The organism is Gordonia sesuvii (assembly GCF_036350415.1).
In the GTDB taxonomy this organism is placed as follows: domain Bacteria; phylum Actinomycetota; class Actinomycetes; order Mycobacteriales; family Mycobacteriaceae; genus Gordonia; species Gordonia sesuvii.
In genome coordinates, this window is sequence record NZ_JAZDUF010000001.1 from 116,752 (window position 1) to 138,536 (window position 21,785).

Annotated in this window: 17 protein-coding genes; 9 read left to right on the forward strand and 8 right to left on the reverse strand. The window is 67.0% G+C overall.

The annotated features are described in order from the left end of the window. The first annotated feature begins 336 nt into the window (after window positions 1-336). The gene (locus VZC37_RS00500) at window positions 337-1,614 is read left to right on the forward strand and encodes an IS110 family RNA-guided transposase (protein ID WP_330430461.1); all 1,278 of its coding nucleotides are present in this window, start codon (window positions 337-339) and stop codon (window positions 1,612-1,614) included. Between the two features lie 315 nt (window positions 1,615-1,929). On the opposite strand, the gene VZC37_RS00505 is transcribed toward VZC37_RS00500, so the two are convergent. Then, complete coding sequence (locus VZC37_RS00505; protein ID WP_330430462.1) at window positions 1,930-2,472, reverse strand: nucleotidyltransferase family protein; 543 nt, start codon at window positions 2,470-2,472, stop codon at window positions 1,930-1,932. Window positions 2,473-2,482: 10 nt separating this feature from the next. Further along, complete coding sequence (locus tag VZC37_RS00510) at window positions 2,483-4,078, reverse strand: helix-turn-helix domain-containing protein (protein WP_330430463.1); 1,596 nt, start codon at window positions 4,076-4,078, stop codon at window positions 2,483-2,485. A gap of 233 nt (window positions 4,079-4,311) precedes the next feature. On the opposite strand from VZC37_RS00510, the gene VZC37_RS00515 reads away from it, so the two are divergent. From VZC37_RS00515 to uraH, 3 genes are all read left to right on the forward strand, one after another. Continuing rightward, window positions 4,312-6,300: a solute carrier family 23 protein gene (locus tag VZC37_RS00515; RefSeq protein WP_330430464.1), complete on the forward strand. Its 1,989-nt coding sequence runs from the start codon at window positions 4,312-4,314 to the stop codon at window positions 6,298-6,300. A 118-nt stretch (window positions 6,301-6,418) separates the two neighbouring features. Beyond that, window positions 6,419-6,955 (forward strand): 2-oxo-4-hydroxy-4-carboxy-5-ureidoimidazoline decarboxylase, encoded by a 537-nt coding sequence (gene uraD / locus VZC37_RS00520; RefSeq protein ID WP_330430465.1) that lies wholly within the window; start codon window positions 6,419-6,421, stop codon window positions 6,953-6,955. After that, window positions 6,952-7,278 carry a hydroxyisourate hydrolase gene (gene uraH, locus VZC37_RS00525; RefSeq protein ID WP_330430466.1) on the forward strand — a complete coding sequence of 109 codons (327 nt, stop codon included), beginning with the start codon at window positions 6,952-6,954 and terminating at the stop codon, window positions 7,276-7,278. The genes uraD and uraH overlap by 4 nt, the downstream gene beginning before the upstream one ends. On the opposite strand, the gene VZC37_RS00530 is transcribed toward uraH, so the two are convergent. Then, a complete protein-coding gene (locus VZC37_RS00530; protein WP_330430467.1) occupies window positions 7,263-7,793 on the reverse strand; it encodes a MarR family winged helix-turn-helix transcriptional regulator in 531 nt (176 codons plus the stop codon). The genes uraH and VZC37_RS00530 overlap by 16 nt on opposite strands. A 114-nt stretch (window positions 7,794-7,907) precedes the next feature. Here VZC37_RS00530 and VZC37_RS00535 point away from each other — a divergent pair, with 114 nt between their 5' ends. Beyond that, a complete protein-coding gene (locus VZC37_RS00535; RefSeq protein WP_330430468.1) occupies window positions 7,908-8,831 on the forward strand; it encodes an SDR family NAD(P)-dependent oxidoreductase in 924 nt (307 codons plus the stop codon). Window positions 8,832-8,851: 20 nt separating this feature from the next. Here the strand turns inward: VZC37_RS00535 and VZC37_RS00540 are convergent, their stop codons facing one another. Then, window positions 8,852-9,793, reverse strand: a complete 942-nt coding sequence (locus tag VZC37_RS00540) for an AraC family transcriptional regulator (RefSeq protein WP_330430469.1) — start codon at window positions 9,791-9,793, stop codon at window positions 8,852-8,854. A 146-nt stretch (window positions 9,794-9,939) separates the two neighbouring features. Here VZC37_RS00540 and VZC37_RS00545 point away from each other — a divergent pair, with 146 nt between their 5' ends. From VZC37_RS00545 to VZC37_RS00555, 3 genes are all read left to right on the forward strand, one after another. Next, window positions 9,940-10,509 (forward strand): flavin reductase family protein, encoded by a 570-nt coding sequence (locus tag VZC37_RS00545; protein WP_330430470.1) that lies wholly within the window; start codon window positions 9,940-9,942, stop codon window positions 10,507-10,509. Window positions 10,510-10,602: 93 nt separating this feature from the next. Further along, on the forward strand, window positions 10,603-12,213 hold the full coding sequence (locus tag VZC37_RS00550) for a 4-hydroxyphenylacetate 3-hydroxylase family protein (RefSeq protein ID WP_330430471.1): 1,611 nt from the start codon (window positions 10,603-10,605) through the stop codon (window positions 12,211-12,213). 122 nt (window positions 12,214-12,335) lie between these two features. Beyond that, window positions 12,336-12,998 (forward strand): nucleoside/nucleotide kinase family protein, encoded by a 663-nt coding sequence (locus VZC37_RS00555; protein ID WP_330430472.1) that lies wholly within the window; start codon window positions 12,336-12,338, stop codon window positions 12,996-12,998. A gap of 190 nt (window positions 12,999-13,188) precedes the next feature. On the opposite strand, the gene VZC37_RS00560 is transcribed toward VZC37_RS00555, so the two are convergent. From VZC37_RS00560 to prpD, 4 genes are read right to left on the reverse strand one after another with little or no spacing between them, the layout of a single operon-like run. Further along, on the reverse strand, window positions 13,189-16,578 hold the full coding sequence (locus VZC37_RS00560) for a pyruvate carboxylase (RefSeq protein WP_330430473.1): 3,390 nt from the start codon (window positions 16,576-16,578) through the stop codon (window positions 13,189-13,191). Between the two features lie 37 nt (window positions 16,579-16,615). Then, the gene (locus tag VZC37_RS00565; RefSeq protein WP_330430474.1) at window positions 16,616-17,749 is read right to left on the reverse strand and encodes a bifunctional 2-methylcitrate synthase/citrate synthase; all 1,134 of its coding nucleotides are present in this window, start codon (window positions 17,747-17,749) and stop codon (window positions 16,616-16,618) included. Next, window positions 17,746-18,681 (reverse strand): methylisocitrate lyase, encoded by a 936-nt coding sequence (gene prpB, locus VZC37_RS00570; RefSeq protein ID WP_330430475.1) that lies wholly within the window; start codon window positions 18,679-18,681, stop codon window positions 17,746-17,748. Before prpB ends, VZC37_RS00565 begins: the two co-directional genes overlap by 4 nt. Next, a complete protein-coding gene (gene prpD, locus VZC37_RS00575) occupies window positions 18,681-20,183 on the reverse strand; it encodes a 2-methylcitrate dehydratase PrpD (protein ID WP_330430476.1) in 1,503 nt (500 codons plus the stop codon). The genes prpB and prpD overlap by 1 nt, the downstream gene beginning before the upstream one ends. 118 nt (window positions 20,184-20,301) lie before the next feature. Between prpD and VZC37_RS00580 the strand changes: the two genes are divergently transcribed. Beyond that, window positions 20,302-21,777: a short-chain fatty acyl-CoA regulator family protein gene (locus VZC37_RS00580; RefSeq protein ID WP_330430477.1), complete on the forward strand. Its 1,476-nt coding sequence runs from the start codon at window positions 20,302-20,304 to the stop codon at window positions 21,775-21,777. Window positions 21,778-21,785: the final 8 nt, after the last annotated feature.

Consider the following 21,785-nt stretch of genomic DNA (forward strand, 5'->3'; position numbering starts at 1 on the left):
TGAGGAGCGAGCTTGCGAGCGCGCCGCCCTGAGGGAGCGAGCCCGCGAGCCTTCCCCCGATCCCTGAGGAGCGAGCTTGCGAGCGCGCCGCCCTGAGGAGCGAGCTTGCGAGCGTCTCGAAGGGTCACGAAGGGCGGCCCTTCGTGACGATCCTCCGCTAGCGCTCCGGATCTCCTAGTAATTCCTTGAAAGGTGTGAGAGCCGAGACATCCTCCTGATGTGGTCGAGGGGCTTGGTATCCCAAATCACATCAAGGAGGATGTCGTGTCTCACGGTAGTCGATTGAGTCGTGGCGATAGTCGCCGTAATGACCGGTTGGACCAGTTACGTCAGATTGTGCGTCGCGAGTACGCGGTGGTCGCGATCGATCTGGCCAGCCGCAAGCAGGTGGTGGCGGTGACCGATCATGACTCGCGGGTGCTGGCGCGTCGAACGGTGCAGGTCACGCCGGCGAAGCTGGGGCCGATGCTGGACTGGGCGCGTGAGCAGGCGCTGGCGGCGGGCTTCACCGGGATCGTGGTGGCATGTGAACCCACCGGTCACCGATGGAAGAGCGTCTGCGATCTGGCGGCCGAGGCCGGCGTGGATGCGGTGTGTGTGCAGCCGATGCTGGTGGCCCGTGCCCGCGAGGCCGAGGACTTCACCCGTGACAAGTCCGACGACAAAGACGCCATGCTGATTGCCCGGTTGACCACCCAATTGCACGTCTATCTGCCCGAACGCCAGCATCCGGCGTGGGCGCGGCTGCGTCATCTGGGGGTGCGTCGCGCCCAACAGTTGACCCGCCGCGGCGCGGCCCGCCAGCAGGTGCGTGACCTGCTGGACGCGGCATGGCCGGCCGCCCTGGACTGCGCGCGTAAACCGTTGGATTCGATGACGTGGCTGGCGGTGATGGCGGTCAGCGACTGCGATCCCGCGGTTCTGGCGGCCAAAGCCGCGACCGCACGCGGGCGACGCGCGTTGACCGCGGCGATCAGCCGTGAACTGCCCAAGTGGGGTGGTCAACGTATCCATACCGGCATCCTGACCGCGCTGATCGCCGCCGCGGCCGCCGAACCGGCCGCCGCCGACGCCCGCCCCGGCACCCTCGAACGCGCCCGCTACGCGTTGGGCGACTACCAGCGCGCCGCCGCCGAGTGCGACGACGTCGCCGCCCGGATGCTCGAGGTTCTCACCGAGCTGCACCTGGCCACGCTGGCCGACTCGATCCCCGGCATCACCGCAGTATCGGTGGCCGCGATCCTCGCCGAAACCGGCGACCCAACCCGTTTCACCTCCGCCCGCGCGGTGGTCAAACACGCCGGGCTGTGCCCGCGGGAGAACTCCTCGGGCAACTACACCGGCACCACCCGCATCAGCGGCCGCGGCCGACCTCGCCTGCGGCTGGCCGCCTGGCGTGCGGTATTCGGCGCACTCGCACACAACGAGGTCTACGCCCACCGCTACCGCCACCTGACCACCCGCGCCGACAACCCACTGACCGACAATCAGGCCCGTATCGCGATCGCCGCAGCCCTGCTGCGACAGCTCCACACGATGATCACCACCAACACCACCTGGAACCCCGCCTTGGCCGGCCCCGCGCCGAGCACCACCGAAAGGACCGCCGCCTGACCCCAAAACCCCCTCCGACCGGGACAAGCTCGCAATCTCCTCGGGCACCAAACCCGACCCTGAGCCTGAGCAGTCCCACCCTCACGCGACCAAAGCTCGGATGAAGGATGTTGGGCACCAACCCGTTTGCACGCTAGGTAGAGCACGCGTCAGGGCAGACCCCGGCCCGGAACCCCACAACCCCAAGCCACACCCCAAGCCGCGAGCACCACCAACCATCGCCCCGCGGCCATACCCCCACGCCACCACCACCATCACGGACCTCTTGACCCCCAGCGCCATAGGATGCTCAGGGACCAGATCGGCAAGAAGCGCTCACGACCGCTCGTCGTGATCCAGCCCCGTCGCCAGGTCACCGCATTCGACGTCGATGAGCACGTCGCGGTGGCTGTCGAGGTACGGGCGGGCACCGATGTCACCGGAGACCACCGCTCGGACGCCAGGCAGATGCTCGGCTCCCAGGTACACCGGATGTCCCGGCCGCGACCCGTAGGTGGCGCGCACGAGCGCCGTTCGTGACCCGTCGGCCACGGCCAGCACGCGGCGCACGACGTCCGCCCCGACGTCAGGTGTGTCGACGACGCCCATGACCACGGCATCGGCGCCACGTCGCTCGCCTTCGGCCACGACGGCCCGGACAGTAGCGCCCATCCCGTCGGCCCAGTCCGCCACCACGAGCGTCGTCGCTCTCGGCGACGGTTCCACGACCGCCGCGCCCATCGCCACCAACACCTCGTCGCAGCCTCCGTCGGCCAGGGCCGCGACCGCTCGACGCAACCACTCCCCCCGCTCGGCCGCGATCTTCGGCCCGCCGTAGCGTGTTCCCGCCCCAGCAGCCAACACCGCGCCCATGATCATCGTCGACAACCTACCGCGGGTCCTGCGGCCGGACAGCCGAACGGCCCGGCAGGCATGCGATCGCCAAGAAGAGGTCGGACCGGTCCGCCGTGGTCGACAGGTCGCGACCGGTGAGCGCCTCGATGCGCGACACCCGATAGCGAACCGTGTTGACGTGCAGATGCATCCGCGCGGCCGTCCGATTCCACGAACAATCCTCGTCCAGGAAGACCGTCAGCGTCCGCAGCAGGTCTGCGGCAGAACGATCGTCGCCGTCGGACAGCGGTCCCAGCACGAGGCCGACGAAGGTGCGTCGAACAGCGTCCGGCAGCATCGCCAGGATCGCGGCCCCGGATGCGAGGGGGCCGCTACCGCTCACCCGCACACGCCGATCGATGTGGTCGGCACCCACGCCGGCAGAGGGCAGCGATCGAGCCCGCCGGGCGAGGGCGAGCGCACCGGACAGGCGCGGTCGGCCCACCGGGTCGCTGATCCCCACGTCGAGCGTGCCGCGCAGGATCGGGGTCAATCGACCCAGGTGCGCACGTAACGTCGACTCCAGCGCGGTGACACCGATGGCGCCGTCGACCACGGCGATCAACTCCGACCCCCGCGGCTGTCCGACCGTGCCACGACCCAGTTCAAGGAGCGAATCACGCAGGGCTGCACGGACCATCGGATAGTGATCCGGTCGATCACCCAGGTCGGCCGACACCACGATCCAGGTCGACGCCGACCCGAGGCCGGCGTCGTCGAGCGCGTCGTCGATTTGTCCCGAACTCGCCTCGCCGGCCACGTATTCGGCGAGGCGGTCGCCGATCTGGTCACCCGCACGCGAGGCCTCGCGTTCCCGCGCCCGGACCAGCGCGCAGATCGCCGCGAACTCCTCGAAGGCCGCGAGCACCTGGGGCCCCAGCTCGGTGAGATGACGTCCCACCACCAGCAACCAGCCACCCGCGCGACGCGACGGTGCGAATCCGATCCTCATCAGCGTCATCTCACCGACCGCAACCGGAAAGACATTGGTGCACAGCGCCTTGGCGGTGATCTCGTCGATCACTTCGGGCGACAGCGTCCGACCTCCGCCGGCGACAGCCACCACCTGCCGTCCGGTCACGGTGATCACCCAGCAGGCGACCCCCGTGGTGGCGACCAACTCGGCCGCCATCCCGTCCAGCGCATGACCCGACGCCACGGAGTCGAGCAACCGGCGCTGCCGCGAGAGGCTCGACGTGAGTTCCGCGGTGCGGTCGGCGGCGTATCGGGCGACCACGTGGTCGGTGACGCGGCTGAACGACACGGCCTCGGGCACCCCGAAAACCGGCATGCCACGCCGTCGGCATGCGTCGACGATGTGGTGCGGCACATGGCCGAAACGCTCCTCGCCCACGCCGAATGCCACCACCGAACTGCGCACCAGGGCGTCGACGAAGACATCGGACTCCTCCGCCGCCCCTGAATGGAAGATGAGCCCGGACAGCACGAGTTCGCCACCGAACAAGTAGCGACTGGGATCGGGGAGGTCGGTGGTGAACACCCGGTCGATCTCGATGTCACGGGCCGACCCCGGGTCATGATGCAGGCGCAGACCGAGGTCGGGGTCGTCCAGCAGGTCACCCAGCCGCATGTGGATTCCTCCGAGAGGTGTGGTGCCCGCACGGTACGGCGCGGATGTTTCGACACCGTTGCGCCTGGGCCGCCATCTGGAGGATCACACAAAGCCCGCTGTGCCGACCCCGTCGAACTTTGTCGCGCCCGCGGTGGCAGGTACCGGCCGACTGGGAGATATTTGAGCAGGTCGGCGCAGTGTCGCGCTCATCTCCTTCTGACCACCTGCTCCCACACCGAGGTCCCCGCCCCATGTCGTCATCCGCTCCCCCATCCCGTGCTCAGCGACGCCGCCACCCCGTCGACGAGGTTCCGCCTGCCGGAAAGCTCGCCGTACTCGGGTTCCAGCACGTCGTCGCCTTCTACGCCGGCGCCGTCCTGGTGCCCATCCTGATCGCCCGTGCCATCGGCCTCGACGGCGAGGCGCTGACCATGCTGATCATGGTCGACCTGTTCACCTGCGGAATCGCTTCGATCATGCAGGCGGTCGGCATCTGGAAGATCGGTGTCCGCCTGCCCCTGTTGCAAGGCATCACCTTCGCCGGCCTCGCGCCGATCATCCAGATCGCCAACTCGAACGGCGGTGGCCGGGAAGGTCTGCTCGTGGTGTTCGGCGCGGTCATCGTCGCCGGCGCGGTGACATTCCTGATCGCGCCGTACTTCTCGAAGCTGATCCGGTTCTTCCCACCCGTCGTCACGGGCACCCTCATCACCATCATCGGTATCGCGCTGCTGCCCGTCGGCATCGGCGACGCGGTCACCAATCCACACACCCACGTTCACGAACCGGACAATCCCCGGTGGCTGATGTATGCGCTGGGCACCATCGCGGTGATCGTTCTGCTGCAACGGTTCCTGCGCGGGTTCCTGGGCACCATCGCCGTGCTGCTGGGCCTGGTGATCGGCACGGGTGTCGCGTGGGCGTTGGGCGACACCGGGTTCGACGACGTCGGCGACGCGGGCTGGGTCGGCTTCGTCCCGCCGTTCGCATTCGGCTGGCCGCAGTTCAGCGCCATCGCGATCATCTCGATGATCATCGTCATGCTGATCATCGCCGTCGAGTCGACGGGCAGCGTGTTCGCCGTCGGTGAGATCGTCGGGAAACGCATCAAGCAGGACGACATCGCCGCAACCGTCCGGGCCGACGGATTGGCGACCATGGTCGGCGGCTCGTTCAACTCGTTCCCGTACACCGCATTCTCCGAGAACGTCGGCCTGGTGCGCCTGACCGGTGTGCGGAGCCGCTGGGTGGTCGCCGCGGCTGGTGGGATCATGATCCTGCTCGGTCTGTTCCCGAAGGCCGCCCGCGTCGTCGAGGCCATCCCTGCGCCGGTTCTCGGTGGTGCCGCGATGACCCTGTTCGCCACGGTGGCCGTGGTCGGCATCCAAACGCTGTCGAAGGTCGACTTCACCGACCACCGCAACCTGATCATCGTGTCCACGTCGCTGGCACTCGGGCTCTACGTCGAGCACTCGCAGGGCGGGACCAGCACCTATTCGGGCGCTACGGTCACCAACGCCGCGGGCGACGTGGTGGCCACCGGCGAGGTCTCCGTCTCCGCGCCGGGCATCGCCGACGCGGTTCCCGGCCTGCTGCAGATCCCCTTCGGGGCCGGCATCACGATGGGCGCCATCACCGCGATACTGCTCAACATCCTGTTCTTTCACGTCGGCGGACGCGGACAGGCCATCGCCGGTGGCGGCCGGATTCACCTACAGGACGTGAACGCGATGTCGCGCGACGAGTTCGCCGACGCGTTCGGCGGCCTGGTCAACAACGTCGATTGGGTCGTCAACCGCGCCTACGACGCGCGACCGTTCGCCGATGCCCACGACCTGCGCAGCGCCTTCCAAGAGTCGTTGCTGGCCGGCACCGAGGACGAACAACTCGAACTGATCCGGTCGTTCCCGACACTCGGCGCTGAGGACGAGACCGGCGCGCTGACCGCGAGCGACCACGAGTCGCTCGCCCACCTCGACGAGGCCGAGCACGCCGGCGTGGTCAACCTCGCGGCGTCCTACCGGGACCACTTCGGATTCCCGCTGGTCATCTGTGCGCGCGAGGCCGATCGGTTCGATCGGGTCCTCGCCGCCGGCTGGTCGCGGATGGAGAACCCGCAGGACGCCGAACGCTCCTTCGCGATGGTCGAGATCGCGAAGATCACCAACTACCGATTCAGCGACCTGGTGGCCGACGCCAACCCGATCACCACGTCGTTGGTGAACTCCTCGACACCGTGAGCACAGCGCCCGCGGATCACCGTCGGTGATTCGCGGGCGGATCGGTTCAGAACTACGGTGGTCGCAGGCAGGACCGACATCCGGCCGGCGACCGCCCACTCGTGATGGGATATGAGATTTGCGTAATGAAGGCATCGGCCTCGACGGGTTCGAACGGCTGACCGATCGGCAGGCGATGCACGCCTTGTTCGAGTGCTGCTCGTCATCGATCTGGGCCCGCCGCGTTCTGGTGGGCAAGCCGTTCGAGAGCCGGGAGTCGTTGTTGGACAGGGCCGACCGGGTACTCGCGGAACTGCCGGAGGCAGAGATCGACGCAGCCCTCGACGGACATCCTCGGATCGGCGGGAAGGTCGACAACGCGTCGTCGGAGCGGGAGCAGGCGGGGGTCGCCGGAGCGCAGGCATCGGTTCTCGATGCGCTCGCCGACGGCAATCGGGCCTACGAGGAGAAGTTCGGGTACGTCTACCTGGTCTGCGCGAGCGGCAAGTCGGCCGACGAACTGCTCGCCATCCTCACCGACCGGTTGGACAACGACCCCGAGACCGAACGGCGCGTCATGCGATCCGAACTGGCAAAGATCAACCGGCTCCGGCTCGAGCGGCTGCTCGGTGCCGACGGCTCCAAAGCACCAGCGACCCAGGAGGTCTCCGCATGACCGGTTTGTCGACGCACGTGCTCGATGCGGTGACGGGTGCGCCCGCGGTCGGCATGTCCGTGGTCCTGCAGGATGCCGCCGGAACCGAACTCGCGTCGGGCGTCACCAACGCGGATGGCCGGATCCCTGAGGTGAACGGCGAGCCGCTGGTGGCCGGGATCCACCACCTCGTCTTCGACACCGGCAGTTGGTTCGCCGATCACTCGATCACGGCGTTCTACCCGGAGATCGACATCTGTTTCGAGGTCGCCGACCCCGACCGGCACTACCATGTTCCGGTACTTCTCAGCCCGTTCGCGTACTCGACCTACCGCGGGAGCTGACCGCCTCCGCCGGCGTCCTCGGCGGCAAGTTCGTCGCCGGCATGTTCGTAGCCGGGATGCACGCTCGGCAACAGGTGCGCCTCATCGGCCACCCGCGCGAGCAACCCGCAGAGTGTCTCGCGGTCGGCTGCGGACAGGGCGCCCAACAATCGGTCGTCACAGGCATCCAGCGCGGCCTCGCCCATCGGGAGCAGCGCGCGGCCACGATCGGTGAGGTGCACCGCGTGGGCTCGACGATCGGCTGGGTTGCGCCGTCGTTCGACGAGGCCGGCCGTCTCGAGTTCGTCGACGAGGCCGACCATCACGTTGCGATGGACGCGCAGGACCGACGAGAGTTCCTGTTGGGTACGGCCATCGGCGTCGGCGAGGACGCGCAGCATGCCGAATTGGCGGCGGGTGACGCCCACCGGTACGAGCAGCTCGTCGAAAGTGCGGTCGGAATGAAAACCCAACTGCGACAGGACGAAGCTCGGCCGCTGCCGGAGCGGGCGGACTGATCGATCGAAGGCGTGCATGCACCCATGCAATACGCTCGCACCATTACAGTCAATAGAGTTGATCGTCCTATTGTGTGATGATCACTGTAGGTGCATACTTGACCCACGGATAGTCGTGAATCGAGGTGTCTGATGCACACGATCGTGATGACCGGCGCCACGTCGGGTTTCGGCGCCCAGGCCGCACGTGCCATGACCGAACGCGACGACCGGCAACTCATCATCGGCAGCAGATCAACCCCTCCAGACCCGAGCGAGGATGTCCTCGAACTCGACGTGACCGACCTCGACTCGGTGCGTCGTTTCGCCGCCGCGGTCGTGCGCAGAATCGACCCGCATGGGATCGACGCCCTGGTCCTCAACGCCGGAATCATCCTGGCCGACGACACTTCTCGCACCGCTGCCGGGATCGAGACCACCTTCTGCGCCAATCATCTGGCGCCCTACCTGATCGCGCGGCTCCTCCTGCCGCACCTCGCCGAGGGCGGCCGGATGGTGTTCACCACCAGCGGCACCCACGATCCCGCGACCGGTGCGGGCCTGGCGGTTCCCCGCCACGCCGACGCCGAACTTCTGGCACATCCCGAGCGTGACCCGAACCGGCACACGATCCCCGCCCAGGCGGGTCAACATGCCTACACCGCCTCCAAGTTGTGCACAGTGCTCACCGTTCGCGCATTGAACGCATTGCCGGACAGCGTATCCCGATCCATCTCGGCAATCGCCTTCGACCCCGGTCAGGTATTCGGGACCGGACTGGCCCGCGACCTGGGACGACTGCGGCGCACCGCGTGGTCGGTGTTGGGCACACCGGTGGGCGCCCCGCTACGGCGCTTGTCGCCGACGCTCAACTCGCGCGCCCAGGCAGGCGCCGCTCTCGCTCGACTCGCCCTCGGGAGCACATCGCCGCCCGATGGACACCACCGGTACGCCGCGCTTCGTCGCGGCCAGATCACCTGGATCGAGCCCTCCGAGCTCGCTCGTCGCGACGACGTGGCCGAGGCCCTGTGGTCGGCGAGTGCGCGGATGGTGGGGATGCAGGCCTCGCTCACCTAGGCGGAAAGTTCCGGCCGCACCTACAGCTCCCGCAACAACGCGGACGGCGGCACGCCGTACTTCCGGCGGAACGCCGCAGCGAAGCGCCCGGTGTGGGTGAAGCCCCACTTCATGGCCACGTCGGTCACCGACGTCGCACCGGCGCGCAGCTCGTCGTGCACTGCGGCGAGGCGTATCTCGGTGAGGCAGTCGCGTGGCGTACGGCCCACGTACTCACGGAAACCTTCCTGCAGTCGCCGGACACTCACCCCGGCGACGTCGGCCATGTCGGCCGCGGTCCACGGCCGGGCCGGGTCGGCCCGCAGGGCGTCGAGAACCCGGGTCACGATACGGGGGCGCGGAAGATGGTGATCGACGGGATCATCGGGAAGGGCCGCGAGCAGAAACGCATCAGTGAGCGACGCGGCCAGCTGTTCCGCGACCAAAGGGTTCGCCAACAAGGGGTCGTCGGCCGGCTGCGCGGCGATCGAACGAACCAACCGGAACCAGCTCTCGCCGGCCGGCGCTCGCAGATCCAGCTGATCGGGGATCGTCACGTCGGGTCCACCGCCGACCCGATCCATCTCGTGACGGAGGAAGTCCCTGTCGATCTTCACGCCGACAATCGAGCACGTGCTCGACCAGCGGGTGATGTCGGCGGGGGTGTCGGGCGGATTGATGGTCGCCAACCCGCTCGTCGACACCACGGAATGGCCCCCGACCTGCGTCTCCAGCACTCCGCCGAGCGGGACGTTGATGCCGTAGGCACCTGGATGGTCCGTATGGATCGCGACCTCCGCTCCCCACCCGATGCGGGCGATCCGCAACGGCCCAATCACGGTCAACGACACATCGGCCTGCGACGCCGAACTCCGCGACTCCCGGGGATTGAGCTGGTGCGGGAAGTACGCATCGGACACCGCGGCCGACGCGGCGTCCCAGTCGGGGTCGCCGGGTATGCGCATCTGCTCGAGTCGGCTCATTCTCACTCCTCACGGCCGCCGGTTCTCCGCGCGTTCGGCGGTTCGCCACGCTATCCGGCTCACCGTCGCGTTCAGCGGATCGTCACACCGCCGCGGCCGACCTATGTTCTACATCACATTCTGCCCGATGTGGAAGGAGGCCCACCATGGAACGCAAGGCCTTGCAGAACGTGTTCGGCCAGTTCGCCAGCGGCGTCACCGTGATCACCTGCAGGAATGCGGACGGGGAACCGCACGGCGCAACCGTCACCGCGTTCACCGCCGTCTCTCTGGAGCCCCGGCTCTGCCAGGTCACGTTGACGCGAAAGTCCAAGGCCTGCGGCTTTTTACACGACCAGCCGTTCGCGGTGAACATCATGGCGGCCGATCAACTCGACATCGCGATGCACTTCGCAGGCCGCCCGGCTACGCCCGGACCGCGCTGGGCGGACGGTCCCACCGCACCCGTCCTCTGCGGTGCCGCGGCGACCCTCAGTTGTGAACCGTGGCGCAGCTACGACGGAGGCGACCACGTCATCTTCATCGGCGAGATCGTCGACGCGCAGGCCAGCGGAAGATCTCCGCTGCTGTACTACCGCAGCACTTTTCACGATCTCGGCGAACCATCGGTCAACTCGTTGTGGACGCTGTGCGCCGACGACCCGCACTCCGGCTGGTTCGACTCGGCCACGACCTTCACACCGTTCCACCTCACGCGAACCGACCAGCTCGCTTGACCTTTCACCCGAGCTGTTCATCATGGTCGCCCCTTCATCACCGCCGTCATTTATCAGCACTGTCGATCAATCGATCAGAAAGAGGTATCAATCATGACCACCATCGAGCGACCCGAGACCGATGCCCCACAGACGAACCCGGCTGCCGAGTCACCGGCGAATCAGACCCGCAACTTCGCGTCGCGTCCGATGACCGGCGACGAGTACATCGAATCCCTCCGCGACGGACGCGAGATCTGGCTGCATGGCGAGCGAGTCAAAGACGTCACCACCCACCCCGCCTTCCGCAACCCCGTGCGGATGACCGCACGCCTGTACGACTCGATGCACGAAGGGCCGCATAAGGATACGGTGACCGCCCCGACCGACACCGGGAACGGTGGGGTGACGATGCCGTTCTTCAAGGCGCCGACGAGTTCGGATGACCTCGTCAAGGAGCGCGACGCGATCGCCGAATGGGCGCGCATGACCTACGGGTGGATGGGTCGCTCACCCGACTACAAAGCCAGCTTCCTGGGCACCCTGCACGCCAACAAGGACCTCTACGCGCCGTTCGAGGCCAATGCCGAACGCTGGTACCGGGAATCCCAGGAGAAGGTCCTGTACTGGAATCACGCGATCATCAATCCGCCCGTGGATCGCCAACTCCCGCCGGATGAGGTCGGCGACGTGTTCATGAAGGTGGAGAAGGAGACCGACGCCGGGCTGATCGTCTCGGGCGCCAAGGTGGTGGCGACCGGCTCGGCCATCACCAACTACAACTTCATCGCCCACTACGGACTCCCCATCCGCAAGAAGGAGTTCGCGCTCATCTGCACCGTCCCGATGGACGCACCGGGGATCAAACTGATCTGCCGCACCTCCTACACCCAGCAGGCCGCGGTGATGGGTAGCCCATACGACTACCCGCTGTCGAGCCGCATGGACGAGAACGACACGATCTTCGTCTTCGACAAGGTCCTCGTCCCCTGGGAGAACGTCTTCATGTACGGCGACGTGGATCGCATCAACGCCTTCTTCCCGCAGTCGGGATTCCTGCCGCGCTTCACCTTCCAGGGCTGCACTCGCCTCGCGGTCAAGCTCGACTTCATCGCCGGACTGTTGATGAAGGCACTCGACTGCACCGGTTCCGGCGGGTTCCGCGGCGTGCAGACGCGCGTCGGCGAGGTCATCGGATGGCGAAATCTGTTCTGGACGTTGAGCGATGCGATGGCCCGCAATCCGGAACCGTGGATCGGCGACACCGTGATCCCGAAACTGGAGTACGGCCTGACGTATCGGATGTTCATGATGCAGGGATATCCGCGCGTCAAGGAGATCATCGAGCAGGACGTGGCGTCCGGCCTGATCTACCTGCCGTCGAGCGCCGCCGACTTCAAGAGTCCGGATGTGCGACCGTACCTCGACAAGTACGTCCGCGGTTCCAACGGCATCACGGCTGTCGACCGGGTGAAAGTGATGAAGGCCCTGTGGGATTCGGTGGGCTCCGAGTTCGGTGGCCGACACGAGCTGTACGAACGCAATTACTCCGGCAACCACGAGAACGTGAAGGCGGAGTTGCTCTTCGCCGCGCAGAACCGCGGCGGGGTCGATCAGATGAAGGGTCTCGCGGAGGCATGCCTGGCCGAGTACGACCTGGATGGCTGGACGGTCCCCGACCTCATCGGCAACGACGACGTCAGCTACTTCTGCCCGGCAAGCTGACCCGGCGCGCTTCACGCGGGTCCTCTCGGTGCGCGCGGGTCGGCTCGGTTCACGCGGGTTGTCGGCTACCCGCGTGAACCGGGCCGACCCGCGTGAGTCGAGTAACGACTACCGTCGACGATGTGCCACGCCATGACGATGCAGCGGCCGCTGCGGTGGTCGCCGACCTCCCCGCTTTGCTGGCCGAGCACCGTCGCGTGCTTCTCGGGATCGTCGGACCACCGGGTGCCGGCAAGACCACACTCGCACGATCGGTGGTGGATCTCGTCGACGACGCCTATAGCGTCGGCACCGGCGCACTCGTCCCGATGGATGGTTTCCATCTGTCCAACCAAGTGCTCGACGACCTCGGGCGCTCCGATCGCAAAGGCGCTCCCGACACCTTCGACGCCGACGGGTTCGTCAGCCTCATCGAGCGGATCACGTCCGACGACGACCGTCCGGTGTACTGCCCCGGCTTCGACCATTCGATGGGCGAACCGGTGGCGGCCCGCCTCGTCGTCGGGCGCGCCGCCCGCGTCGTCGTGGTGGAGGGCAATTACCTTGCGCTCGACGATGACCCGTGGCGAGGGCTCCCGCACCTGTTGCACCGCATCTACTTCATCGACACTCCAACCGACCTGCGTCGCTCGCGCCTCATCGAACGCCACATCGCCGCCGGCAAGTCCCGCGGCGAGGCGCAGGCCTGGGTCGATGTCGTCGACGAACCCAACGCCCGACTCATCGGGGCCACACGACACCGCTGTGACGTCGTCATCGACGACGCCCACCCGCCGATCGAGTAGTCCGAGACCACCCTCCGCTGATCGAGTAGACCGAGGCGCTAGCCGAGGACGTATCGAGATCCCCCACACCAGGTTTCGATACGCACCGGGCTCGCAAGCTCGCACGCCGCTACTCAACCACCGGTTTGGCACCGTTCGCGGCTACTCGACCACCGATTGGGTCCACTCGATCAGCGAAAGGGCCAGCGCCTCAGCCGATCTCGATGAGGAGATCACCCGGCGCCACCTGGGTGACCTGACCGACGGCGACGCGGGCGACCTTGCCGCCGATGGGGGCGGTGATGGTGGCCTCCATCTTCATCGCTTCGATGGTGCCGATGGCGGCGCCGGCGGCGACTTCGTCGCCGACGTCGACCGACAGCGAGACCACACCGGCGAACGGGGCACCGATGTGGTGGGGGTTGGAGCGGTCGGCGCGTTCGGCCACCTCGACGGCCGAGTCGACCGAGCGGTCACGGACCTGCAGCGGACGCAACTGGCCGTTGAGGATGCACATCACGGTGCGCATGCCCTTCTCGTCCGGCTCACTGATCGCTTCGAGTCCGATGAGCAGGTCGACACCGGGTTCGAGTTCAACGCGGTGTTCCTCGCCGTAGCGCAGGCCGTAGAAGAACTGGTTGGCCGACAGCCGCGACGTGTCGCCGTAGGTCTCGAAATGCTCGTCGAATTCCCGCGTGGGACCGGGGAACAGCAACCGGTTGAGCGTCTGCTGCCGCTTGTGCCCGGGAGTGTCAAGAGCTGCGGAGTCGTCGTCGGACACCTCGGCAATCGCCGGCGCCTGCGCGCGGCCCTCCAAGGCGAGGGTGCGCAGCGGTTCGGGCCAGCCGCCGGCCGGGTCGCCGAGTTCGCCGCGCAGGAACCCGATCACCGAGTCGGGGATGTCGTAGCCCGACGGATTGGACGCGAACTCCTCGGCCGTGATCCCGCGCCCCACCAGCGCGAGCGCGAGGTCGCCGACGACCTTCGACGACGGGGTCACCTTGATCAACCGGCCCAGCATGCGATCGGCAGAGGCGTAGGCCTCCTCGACCGCCTCGAACCTGTTGCCGAGCCCCAGGGCGATCGCCTGCTGACGCAGGTTCGACAACTGACCGCCGGGGATCTCGTGGGTGTACACACGGCCGGTCGGGGCGGGTAGCCCCGATTCGAACGGCGAGTACACCTTGCGCAGCGCCTCCCAGTAGGGCTCGAGGTCGCAGACGGCCTGCAGGTCGAGGCCGGTGTCGCGCTCGGAATGGGCCGCGGCGGCCACGATCGCCGACAACGCCGGCTGGCTGGTGGTGCCCGCCAGCGCGGCGCTGGCACCGTCGACCGCCGACGCACCCGCCTCCCACGCCGCCAGGTAAGTCGCCAGCTGCCCGCCCGGAGTGTCATGGGTGTGCACGTGCACAGGCAGGTCGAAATTGCTACGCAGCGCGGACACCAGCGTGGTGGCGGCCGGGGCCCGCAACAGCCCGGCCATGTCCTTGATCGCCAGCACATGAGCGCCGGCCTCGACGATCTGCTCGGCCAGCCGCAGGTAGTAGTCGAGGGTGTAGAGGTCCTCGGCCGGGTTGGCCAGATCGCCGGTGTAGCTCATCGCCACCTCGGCGACGGCGCTGCCGGTCTCGCGGACCGCGTCGATCGCCGGACGCATCTGATCGATGTTGTTGAGCGCGTCGAAGATCCGGAAGATGTCGATACCCACGTCGGTCGCCTCGGCGACGAACGCGGTCGTGACCTTCGTCGGATACGGCGTGTAGCCGACGGTGTTGGCGCCACGCAGCAGCATCTGCAGACAGATGTTGGGTATCGCCTCACGCAGCTGCGCCAACCGGTCCCACGGATCCTCTTTCAGGAACCGCAGCGCCACATCGTAGGTCGCGCCGCCCCAGCACTCCACCGACAGCAACTGCGGGGTCATCGCCGCGACGTACGGCGCGACCGTCAGCAGTCCGCTGGTCCGCACCCGCGTCGCGAGCAGCGACTGATGCGCATCGCGGAAGGTGGTGTCGGTGACGCCGAGCCGCTTGGAATCGCGCAGATCGGCCGCGAACCCCTCCGGGCCGAGCTCCAACAGTCGCTGGCGCGAACCGTCCGGCGGCGACGACAACGTCGCACGATCCAGCGCGGGCAGCTTGTCGCGCGGGTAGACCTTGGTGGGCCGTTCACCGTGGGGCTTGTTGACGGTGACGTCGGCCAGGTACGACAGGATCTTGGTGCCGCGGTCCGCCGACGACCGCGAGGTCAGCAGCCACGGCCGGTCCTCGATGAACGACGTCGTCACCCGCCCCTCACGGAAGTCCGTATCGTCGAGCACGGCCTGCAGGAACGGGATGTTGGTCGCCACACCACGAATGCGGAACTCCGCCACCGCGCGCCGCGCCCGACGCGCCGCAGTCGCGAAATCCCTACCGCGACACGTGAGTTTGACGAGCATCGAGTCGAAATGGCCGGTCACCTCCGCGCCGAGCACCGCGCCGCCGTCCAGTCGTACGCCGGCGCCACCCGGGCTGCGATAGGCGGTGATCCGCCCGACGTCGGGCCGGAATCCGTTGGCGGGATCCTCAGTGGTGATGCGGCACTGCATCGCCGCACCACGGATCTGCAGGGTGTCCTGACTCAGGCCCAGGTCGTCGAGTGACTCGCCCGACGCGATCCGCAGCTGCGAACCGACCAGGTCCACATCGGTGATCTCCTCGGTGACCGTGTGCTCGACCTGGATACGCGGATTCATCTCGATGAAGACATGCCGGCCCTGCTCGTCCAGAAGGAACTCGACCGTGCCCGCACACGTGTAGCCGATGTGACGCGCGAAGGCCACGGCGTCCGAACAGATCTTCTCCCGCAGCTCCGGCGACAGGTTCGGCGCCGGAGCCAGCTCGATCACCTTCTGATGGCGACGCTGCACCGAGCAGTCCCGCTCGAAGAGGTGGATCACATTGCCCTGGGTGTCGGCGAGGATCTGCACCTCGATGTGGCGTGGATTGACCACCGCCTGCTCGAGGAACACCGTCGGGTCACCGAAGGCCGCATCCGCTTCGCGCGACGCGGCCGCGATCGCATCCCCGAGATCCTCGATCTTCTCCACCCGCCGCATACCGCGGCCGCCACCACCGGCGACCGCCTTGACGAACACCGGGAACTGCATGTCGGCGGCCTCGCGCAGAAGTGCGTCGACATCGGAAGACGGTTCCGACGACGCCAGCACCGGCAACCCCGCCGCTTTGGCCGCGGCGACCGCGGTGGCCTTGTTGCCGGTCAACTCCAACACGGCCGCCGACGGACCGACGAAGGTGATGCCGGCATCAGCGCAGGCCTGGGCGAGACCCTGGTTTTCCGACAGGAACCCGTAGCCCGGGTAGATCGCGTCCGCTCCGCACCGCTCGGCTGCGGCGACCACCTCGTCGACCGACAGGTAAGCACGGACCGGATGCCCGGGCGTGCCGATCTGGTACGACTCGTCGGCCTTCAGTCGGTGAACGGAATTGCGGTCCTCGTAGGGAAAGATCGCTACGGTTCTGGCTCCGAGTTCATAGGCTGCTCGGAAGGCGCGGATCGCGATCTCTCCGCGGTTGGCCACCAGGACTTTCTCGAACACTGGGCTCTCTCTCGTCACGCGCGAAGGGCTGCGCTGGCTACACCGGCAATGAACGCTGGGGTGTACCAGAGTACTGGCTGAGCGGACGGATCAACGCGTTGGATGCGCTTTGTTCCATGATGTGGGCGGTCCATCCGGTGATCCGACTCATGACGAAGATCGGTGTGAACGAGGCGATGTCGAAACCCATCATGTGATAGGCGGGGCCCGTGGGGAAATCGAGGTTCGGCTTGATGCCCGTTCGCTCCTCCATGGCCGACTCGAGTTCGGAATAGATCTCACACCAACGGTTTTCGCCTGTGAGCTCCGCGACCTCGATCAACGCTCGTTGCATCGTCGGAACCCGGGAATCACCACGCTTGTAGACACGGTGTCCGAAACCCATCACCTTCTCTTTGGCAACGAGTTTGGCGTCGAGCCAATCGATCGCTCGTTCGGGGCGGTCGATCTCGATCATGTCGTACATGACGGCCTCGTTGGCGCCGCCGTGCAGCGACCCCTTCAATGCACCGATGGCTGCGGTCACCGCGCTGTAGATGTCAGACTGCGTCGACGTGACCACCCGCGCCGCGAACGTCGATGCGTTGAAACTGTGTTCGGCGTAGAGCACCATCGACTTCTCGAACGCCCGCACGATCACGGGATCGGGGACCTCGCCGAAGCACATGGTCAGGAAGTTCTCCGCATACCCCAGTTCGAGACTCGGTGCGATCGGATCCTGACCGCGTCGACGCCGCATGTCCGCGGCGACGATGGTCGGCAGGACCGCGAACATCCGCAACGACTTCTGATAGTTCGCCGCAGGCGTACTGAGATCCTCGTCCGGGTCCTCCGAGCCCAGGTAGCTGATGGCCGTGCGCACGACATCCATCGGATGGCACGACTCCGGGATGCGTTGAAGCAGTACCTGAGTGGACCGATCGGTCCGTCGGTTGGCACGCTCCTGTTCCGTGAACCGGGCCAATTCGGCCTCCGCCGGCAACTCACCATGCCAGAGCAGATACGCCACCTGTTCGAACGAGCACTGCGCGGCGAGGTCCTGGACCGCGTAGCCCCGATAGGTCAGTGAATTGGTCTCGGGCACCACCTTCGAGATGGCCGTCGTGTCGACGACCACCCCGGCGAGACCTTTGTGGATCTTCGGGGCGTCCACCGCTGCTGCTGTGGTCATTTCGTGGCTCCCTCGAGAGTGAAGTTGAAGAGGTCGGAATCGAAGTCGTTGTAGTCCGCGTAGCGCAGCAACTCGTAGAGTCGGCTGCGGTGCTGCATCTGATCGACGAGCCCGGCTTGCGTACCCTCCGAGAGGATTTCGCGCAGACCTCGCTCGACCGCGCCCATCGCGATCCGCAGCGTCGTCACCGGGTAGATCACCGCGTTGTAGCCGGCATCCCCGAGTTGCTGTGTGGTGAACAATTCGGACTTGCCGAACTCGGTCATGTTCGCCAGCAGTGGGACGTCGACGGCCTTGCGGAACTGTTCGAATTCGCGCAGATCGCGCAGGGCCTCGGTGAAGATCAGATCGGCGCCGGCGTCGGCATAGGCCTTCGCGCGGTCGATGGCCGAGTCGAGACTCTCTACTGCACGCGCGTCCGTGCGGGCGCAGATCACGAAATCGTCGTCGCGGCGGGCCGACACGGCCGCCTTCAGTCGCTTGAGCATGTCACCCACCGGCACGACGTCCTTGCCGTCGAGGTGTCCGCACCGCTTGGGGTTCACCTGATCCTCGAGGTGACACCCGGCGAGCCCGGCGTCTTCGAGGGTCGCCACGGTCCGGGCTGCACTCATGGGCTCACCGAACCCGGTGTCCGCGTCGATCAGTGTCGGTAGGTCGGTGGCCCGGGCGATCGCCCCGCCCCGGCCCGCGACCTCGGTGAGGGTGGTGAGCCCGATGTCGGGCAACCCCAAGTCGGCCGAGAGCACCGCACCAGAGACGTAGACACCATCGAAACCGACCTCTGCCACCAGTTTCGCTACGAGTGGTGAGAATGCTCCCGGCCAACGCTGTAGGGTCCCGGATGCGAGACCGGCACGGAGCGCCTGACGCTTGGCCGAGGCGGAGACGCTGGCCGAGAAGAGACCGGAAACCGTTGTGTCAGAGCTCATCAGAAGATCCCCCTACCCGTCTGCGGAGCCTTGTCGAGCACCGCCGGGAGGACCAGGGTGTTGAGGACACCGAGCCCACCGGCCGAGACGCTCTCCAGCTTCTCGACGTCGCCGAGGAAGCGGTCCTGCTCGTCGGTGTCGACGACGCCGTCGGCCATGGACCGGAACTTGGCGATGTACTGTTCGCGGCCGAATGGGCGGGCACCGAGCGGGTGCGCGTCGGCGACGGCGAGTTCGTCGGTGATGACCTCACCGCTGCGGAGAGTGATGACCGCCTTGGCGCCGAAGGCCTTCTCGTTCGGGTCGGTCGAGTGGTAGCGGCGGGTCCACTCCGGATCCTCGACGGTGGAAATCTTCTTCCACAACTCGATGGTCTCGGGCCGATTCGCGCGCTCCGGCGCGTAGGACTTCTCGTGGCCCCAGGTCCCGTCCTCGAGTGCGACGGCGAAGATGTACATCACCGAGTGGTCGAGGGTCTCGCGACTGGCGGTCGGGTCGAACTTCTGCGGATCACCCGACCCGGTGCCGATGACGTAGTGGGTGTGATGGCTGGTGTGCAGCACGATCGACTCGATGTCGCCGAAGTTCGAGATCTTCTCCCGCATCCGGCGGGCCAGGTCGATCGGTGCCTGGCTCTGGTACTCGGCCGAGTGCTCCTTGGTGTAGGTGTCGAGGATGCCGCACTTTTCTTCGCCGGGCGCCGGCAGCGGAATGGTGTACTCGGCGTCCGGCCCGGAGAGCAGCCAGGCGATCACGCCGTCCTCGCCCTCCCAGATGGGGGCGGGGGCTCCCTCGCCGCGCATGGCACGGTCGACGGCCTCGACGGCGATCTTGCCGGCATGGGCGGGTGCGTAGGCCTTCCAACTGGAGATGAGACCCTTGCGCGACTGTCGGGTCGCGGTGGTCAGGTGCAGTGCCTGGCCGACCGCCTGGTAGATGGTCTCGGTGTCGAGGCCGAGCATCGTGCCCAGACCGGCTGCGGCCGACGGGCCGAGGTGGGCGACGTGATCGATCTTGTGCTCGTGCAGGCACATCCCCCGCACGAGGTCGACCTGGATCTCGTACGCGGTGGCGAGGCCCCGGATGAGGTCGTGGCCACTCGCCCCGACGTGCTGGCCGACGGCGACGAGGGCCGGGATGTTGTCGCCCGGATGGGAGTATTCGGCGGCGAGGAAGGTGTCGTGGAAGTCGAGCTCACGGACTGCGACGCCGTTGGCCCATGCCGCCCATTCCGGCGAGTAGCTGCCCTCGACGCCGAAGACCGTCGCACCGGGCGTCGCGGCGTGCGCCTGCGCCTGTCGCCGAGCCGACGTCACCGGCCGGCGGATCACCGACGCGGCACTCACCGCGGCGTTGTCGATGATGCGGTTGATCACCATCTCGCGGGTGTCCGCGCCGACCTCGACCGGGTCTGCGGCGACCTCGGCGATCTTCTGGGCGAGGTGTTCGGACTGCGGGAAGTCCTCGGAACTGCGGTGGGTGCGGACGGAGTGATTGATCATGTCCGCACCGTACGCAGGCGCGTCATCAGTTGAAAAGACCTGGAAAATGCGTATTTTTGCGGATGCAAGGACCGGGTTTTGCGAATGTTGTGGATGATCTGTGTTCTATGCTTGCGTCATGTCCCGACCATCGGCGAGTTCTGCGCGGCGGATGTTCGTCGGCGCGCGGCTGCGTCGGCTCCGGGACGAACGCGGACTGTCCCAGGCAGCCTTGGCGCGCCGAATCGATCTGTCCACCAGCTACGTCAATCAGCTGGAGAACGACCAGCGTCCCATCACGGTGCCCGTCCTGCTCACCCTGTCGCGTGAGTTCGACCTGGACGCCGATTACTTCGCGGCCGAGGGTGACGCCCGGTTGGTCGCCGATCTCTCCGACGTCCTCGCCGCGCAGCCGGACACACCGGACGTCAGCCGAGCGGAGATCTCGGAGTTGGTCGCTCGCATGCCGTCGGTGGGGTCGACCCTGGTGAGTCTGCACCGACGGCTGACCGCCGCCGAGAACGAGCTGGAGACCTATCGCGCGCAGGTGTCCGGCGACCCGGCGCGACCCGCGTCGACTCCGATGCCGTTCGAGGAGGTGCGGGACTTCTTCTACGACCGCCGCAACCACATCGACGTGCTCGACGAAGCCGCAGAACAGATCTTCGCCGACAACAGCTTGTCGATCGGCGGTCTCGACCTCCAGCTCGCCGAGCTGCTCGACCGTGACCACGGCATCCGCGTGGCGATCACCCACGACCGTGATCCGCAGGCCCGCGCCCGGACACCCAAGCGCCGTTTCGATCCCGACGAGCGGGTGGTGCATCTCGCCGGTCGGCTCACCGCCGGGCAGCGCGCCTTCCAGCTCGCCACGCAACTGGCACTGCTCACCCAAACGGACGAAATCGACGCCATCGTCGCCGGGGCCGACGACCTCACACCGGAATCCGTGCCGGTCGCCCGGATCGGTCTCGCCAACTACTTCGCGGGCGCACTCCTCCTCCCCTACGACATCTTCCGCCGCGCGGCCGAAGCAGCGCTCTACGACATCGAGCTCCTGAGCCTCGGATTCGAGGTCGGATTCGAGACGATCTGTCACCGGCTCTCGACGCTGCAACGACCCGGCAGCCGCGGAATACCGTTCATCTTCGTCCGCGTCGACCGGGCAGGCAACATCTCCAAACGTCAGTCCGCCACGGCATTTCACTTCTCCCGCGTCGGCGGCAGCTGCCCGCTGTGGGTGGTCCACGATGCGTTCGCCACCCCCGGACGAATCGTCACCCAGGTCTCGTCCATGCCCGACGGGCGGTCGTACTTCTGGCTGGCCCGCACGACCACCGAACACGACGGATACCTCAGCCCGCACAAGAGCTTCGCGATCGGACTCGGCTGCGACGTCACCCACGCCGAACGGCTGGTGTACTCGACCGGCGTCAACCTGTCCGACCCACGCACCGTGGTCCCCATCGGAGCGGGGTGCAAGGTGTGCGACCGCCCCGCGTGTCCCCAACGCGCCTTCCCGCAGCTCGGCCGACCCATCCACGCGGACCCGACGGTCAGTGATTCGGTGCCCTACCGCCCCGACACGTCATTCGACGAACCGACGACGAGGTAACGCACGCC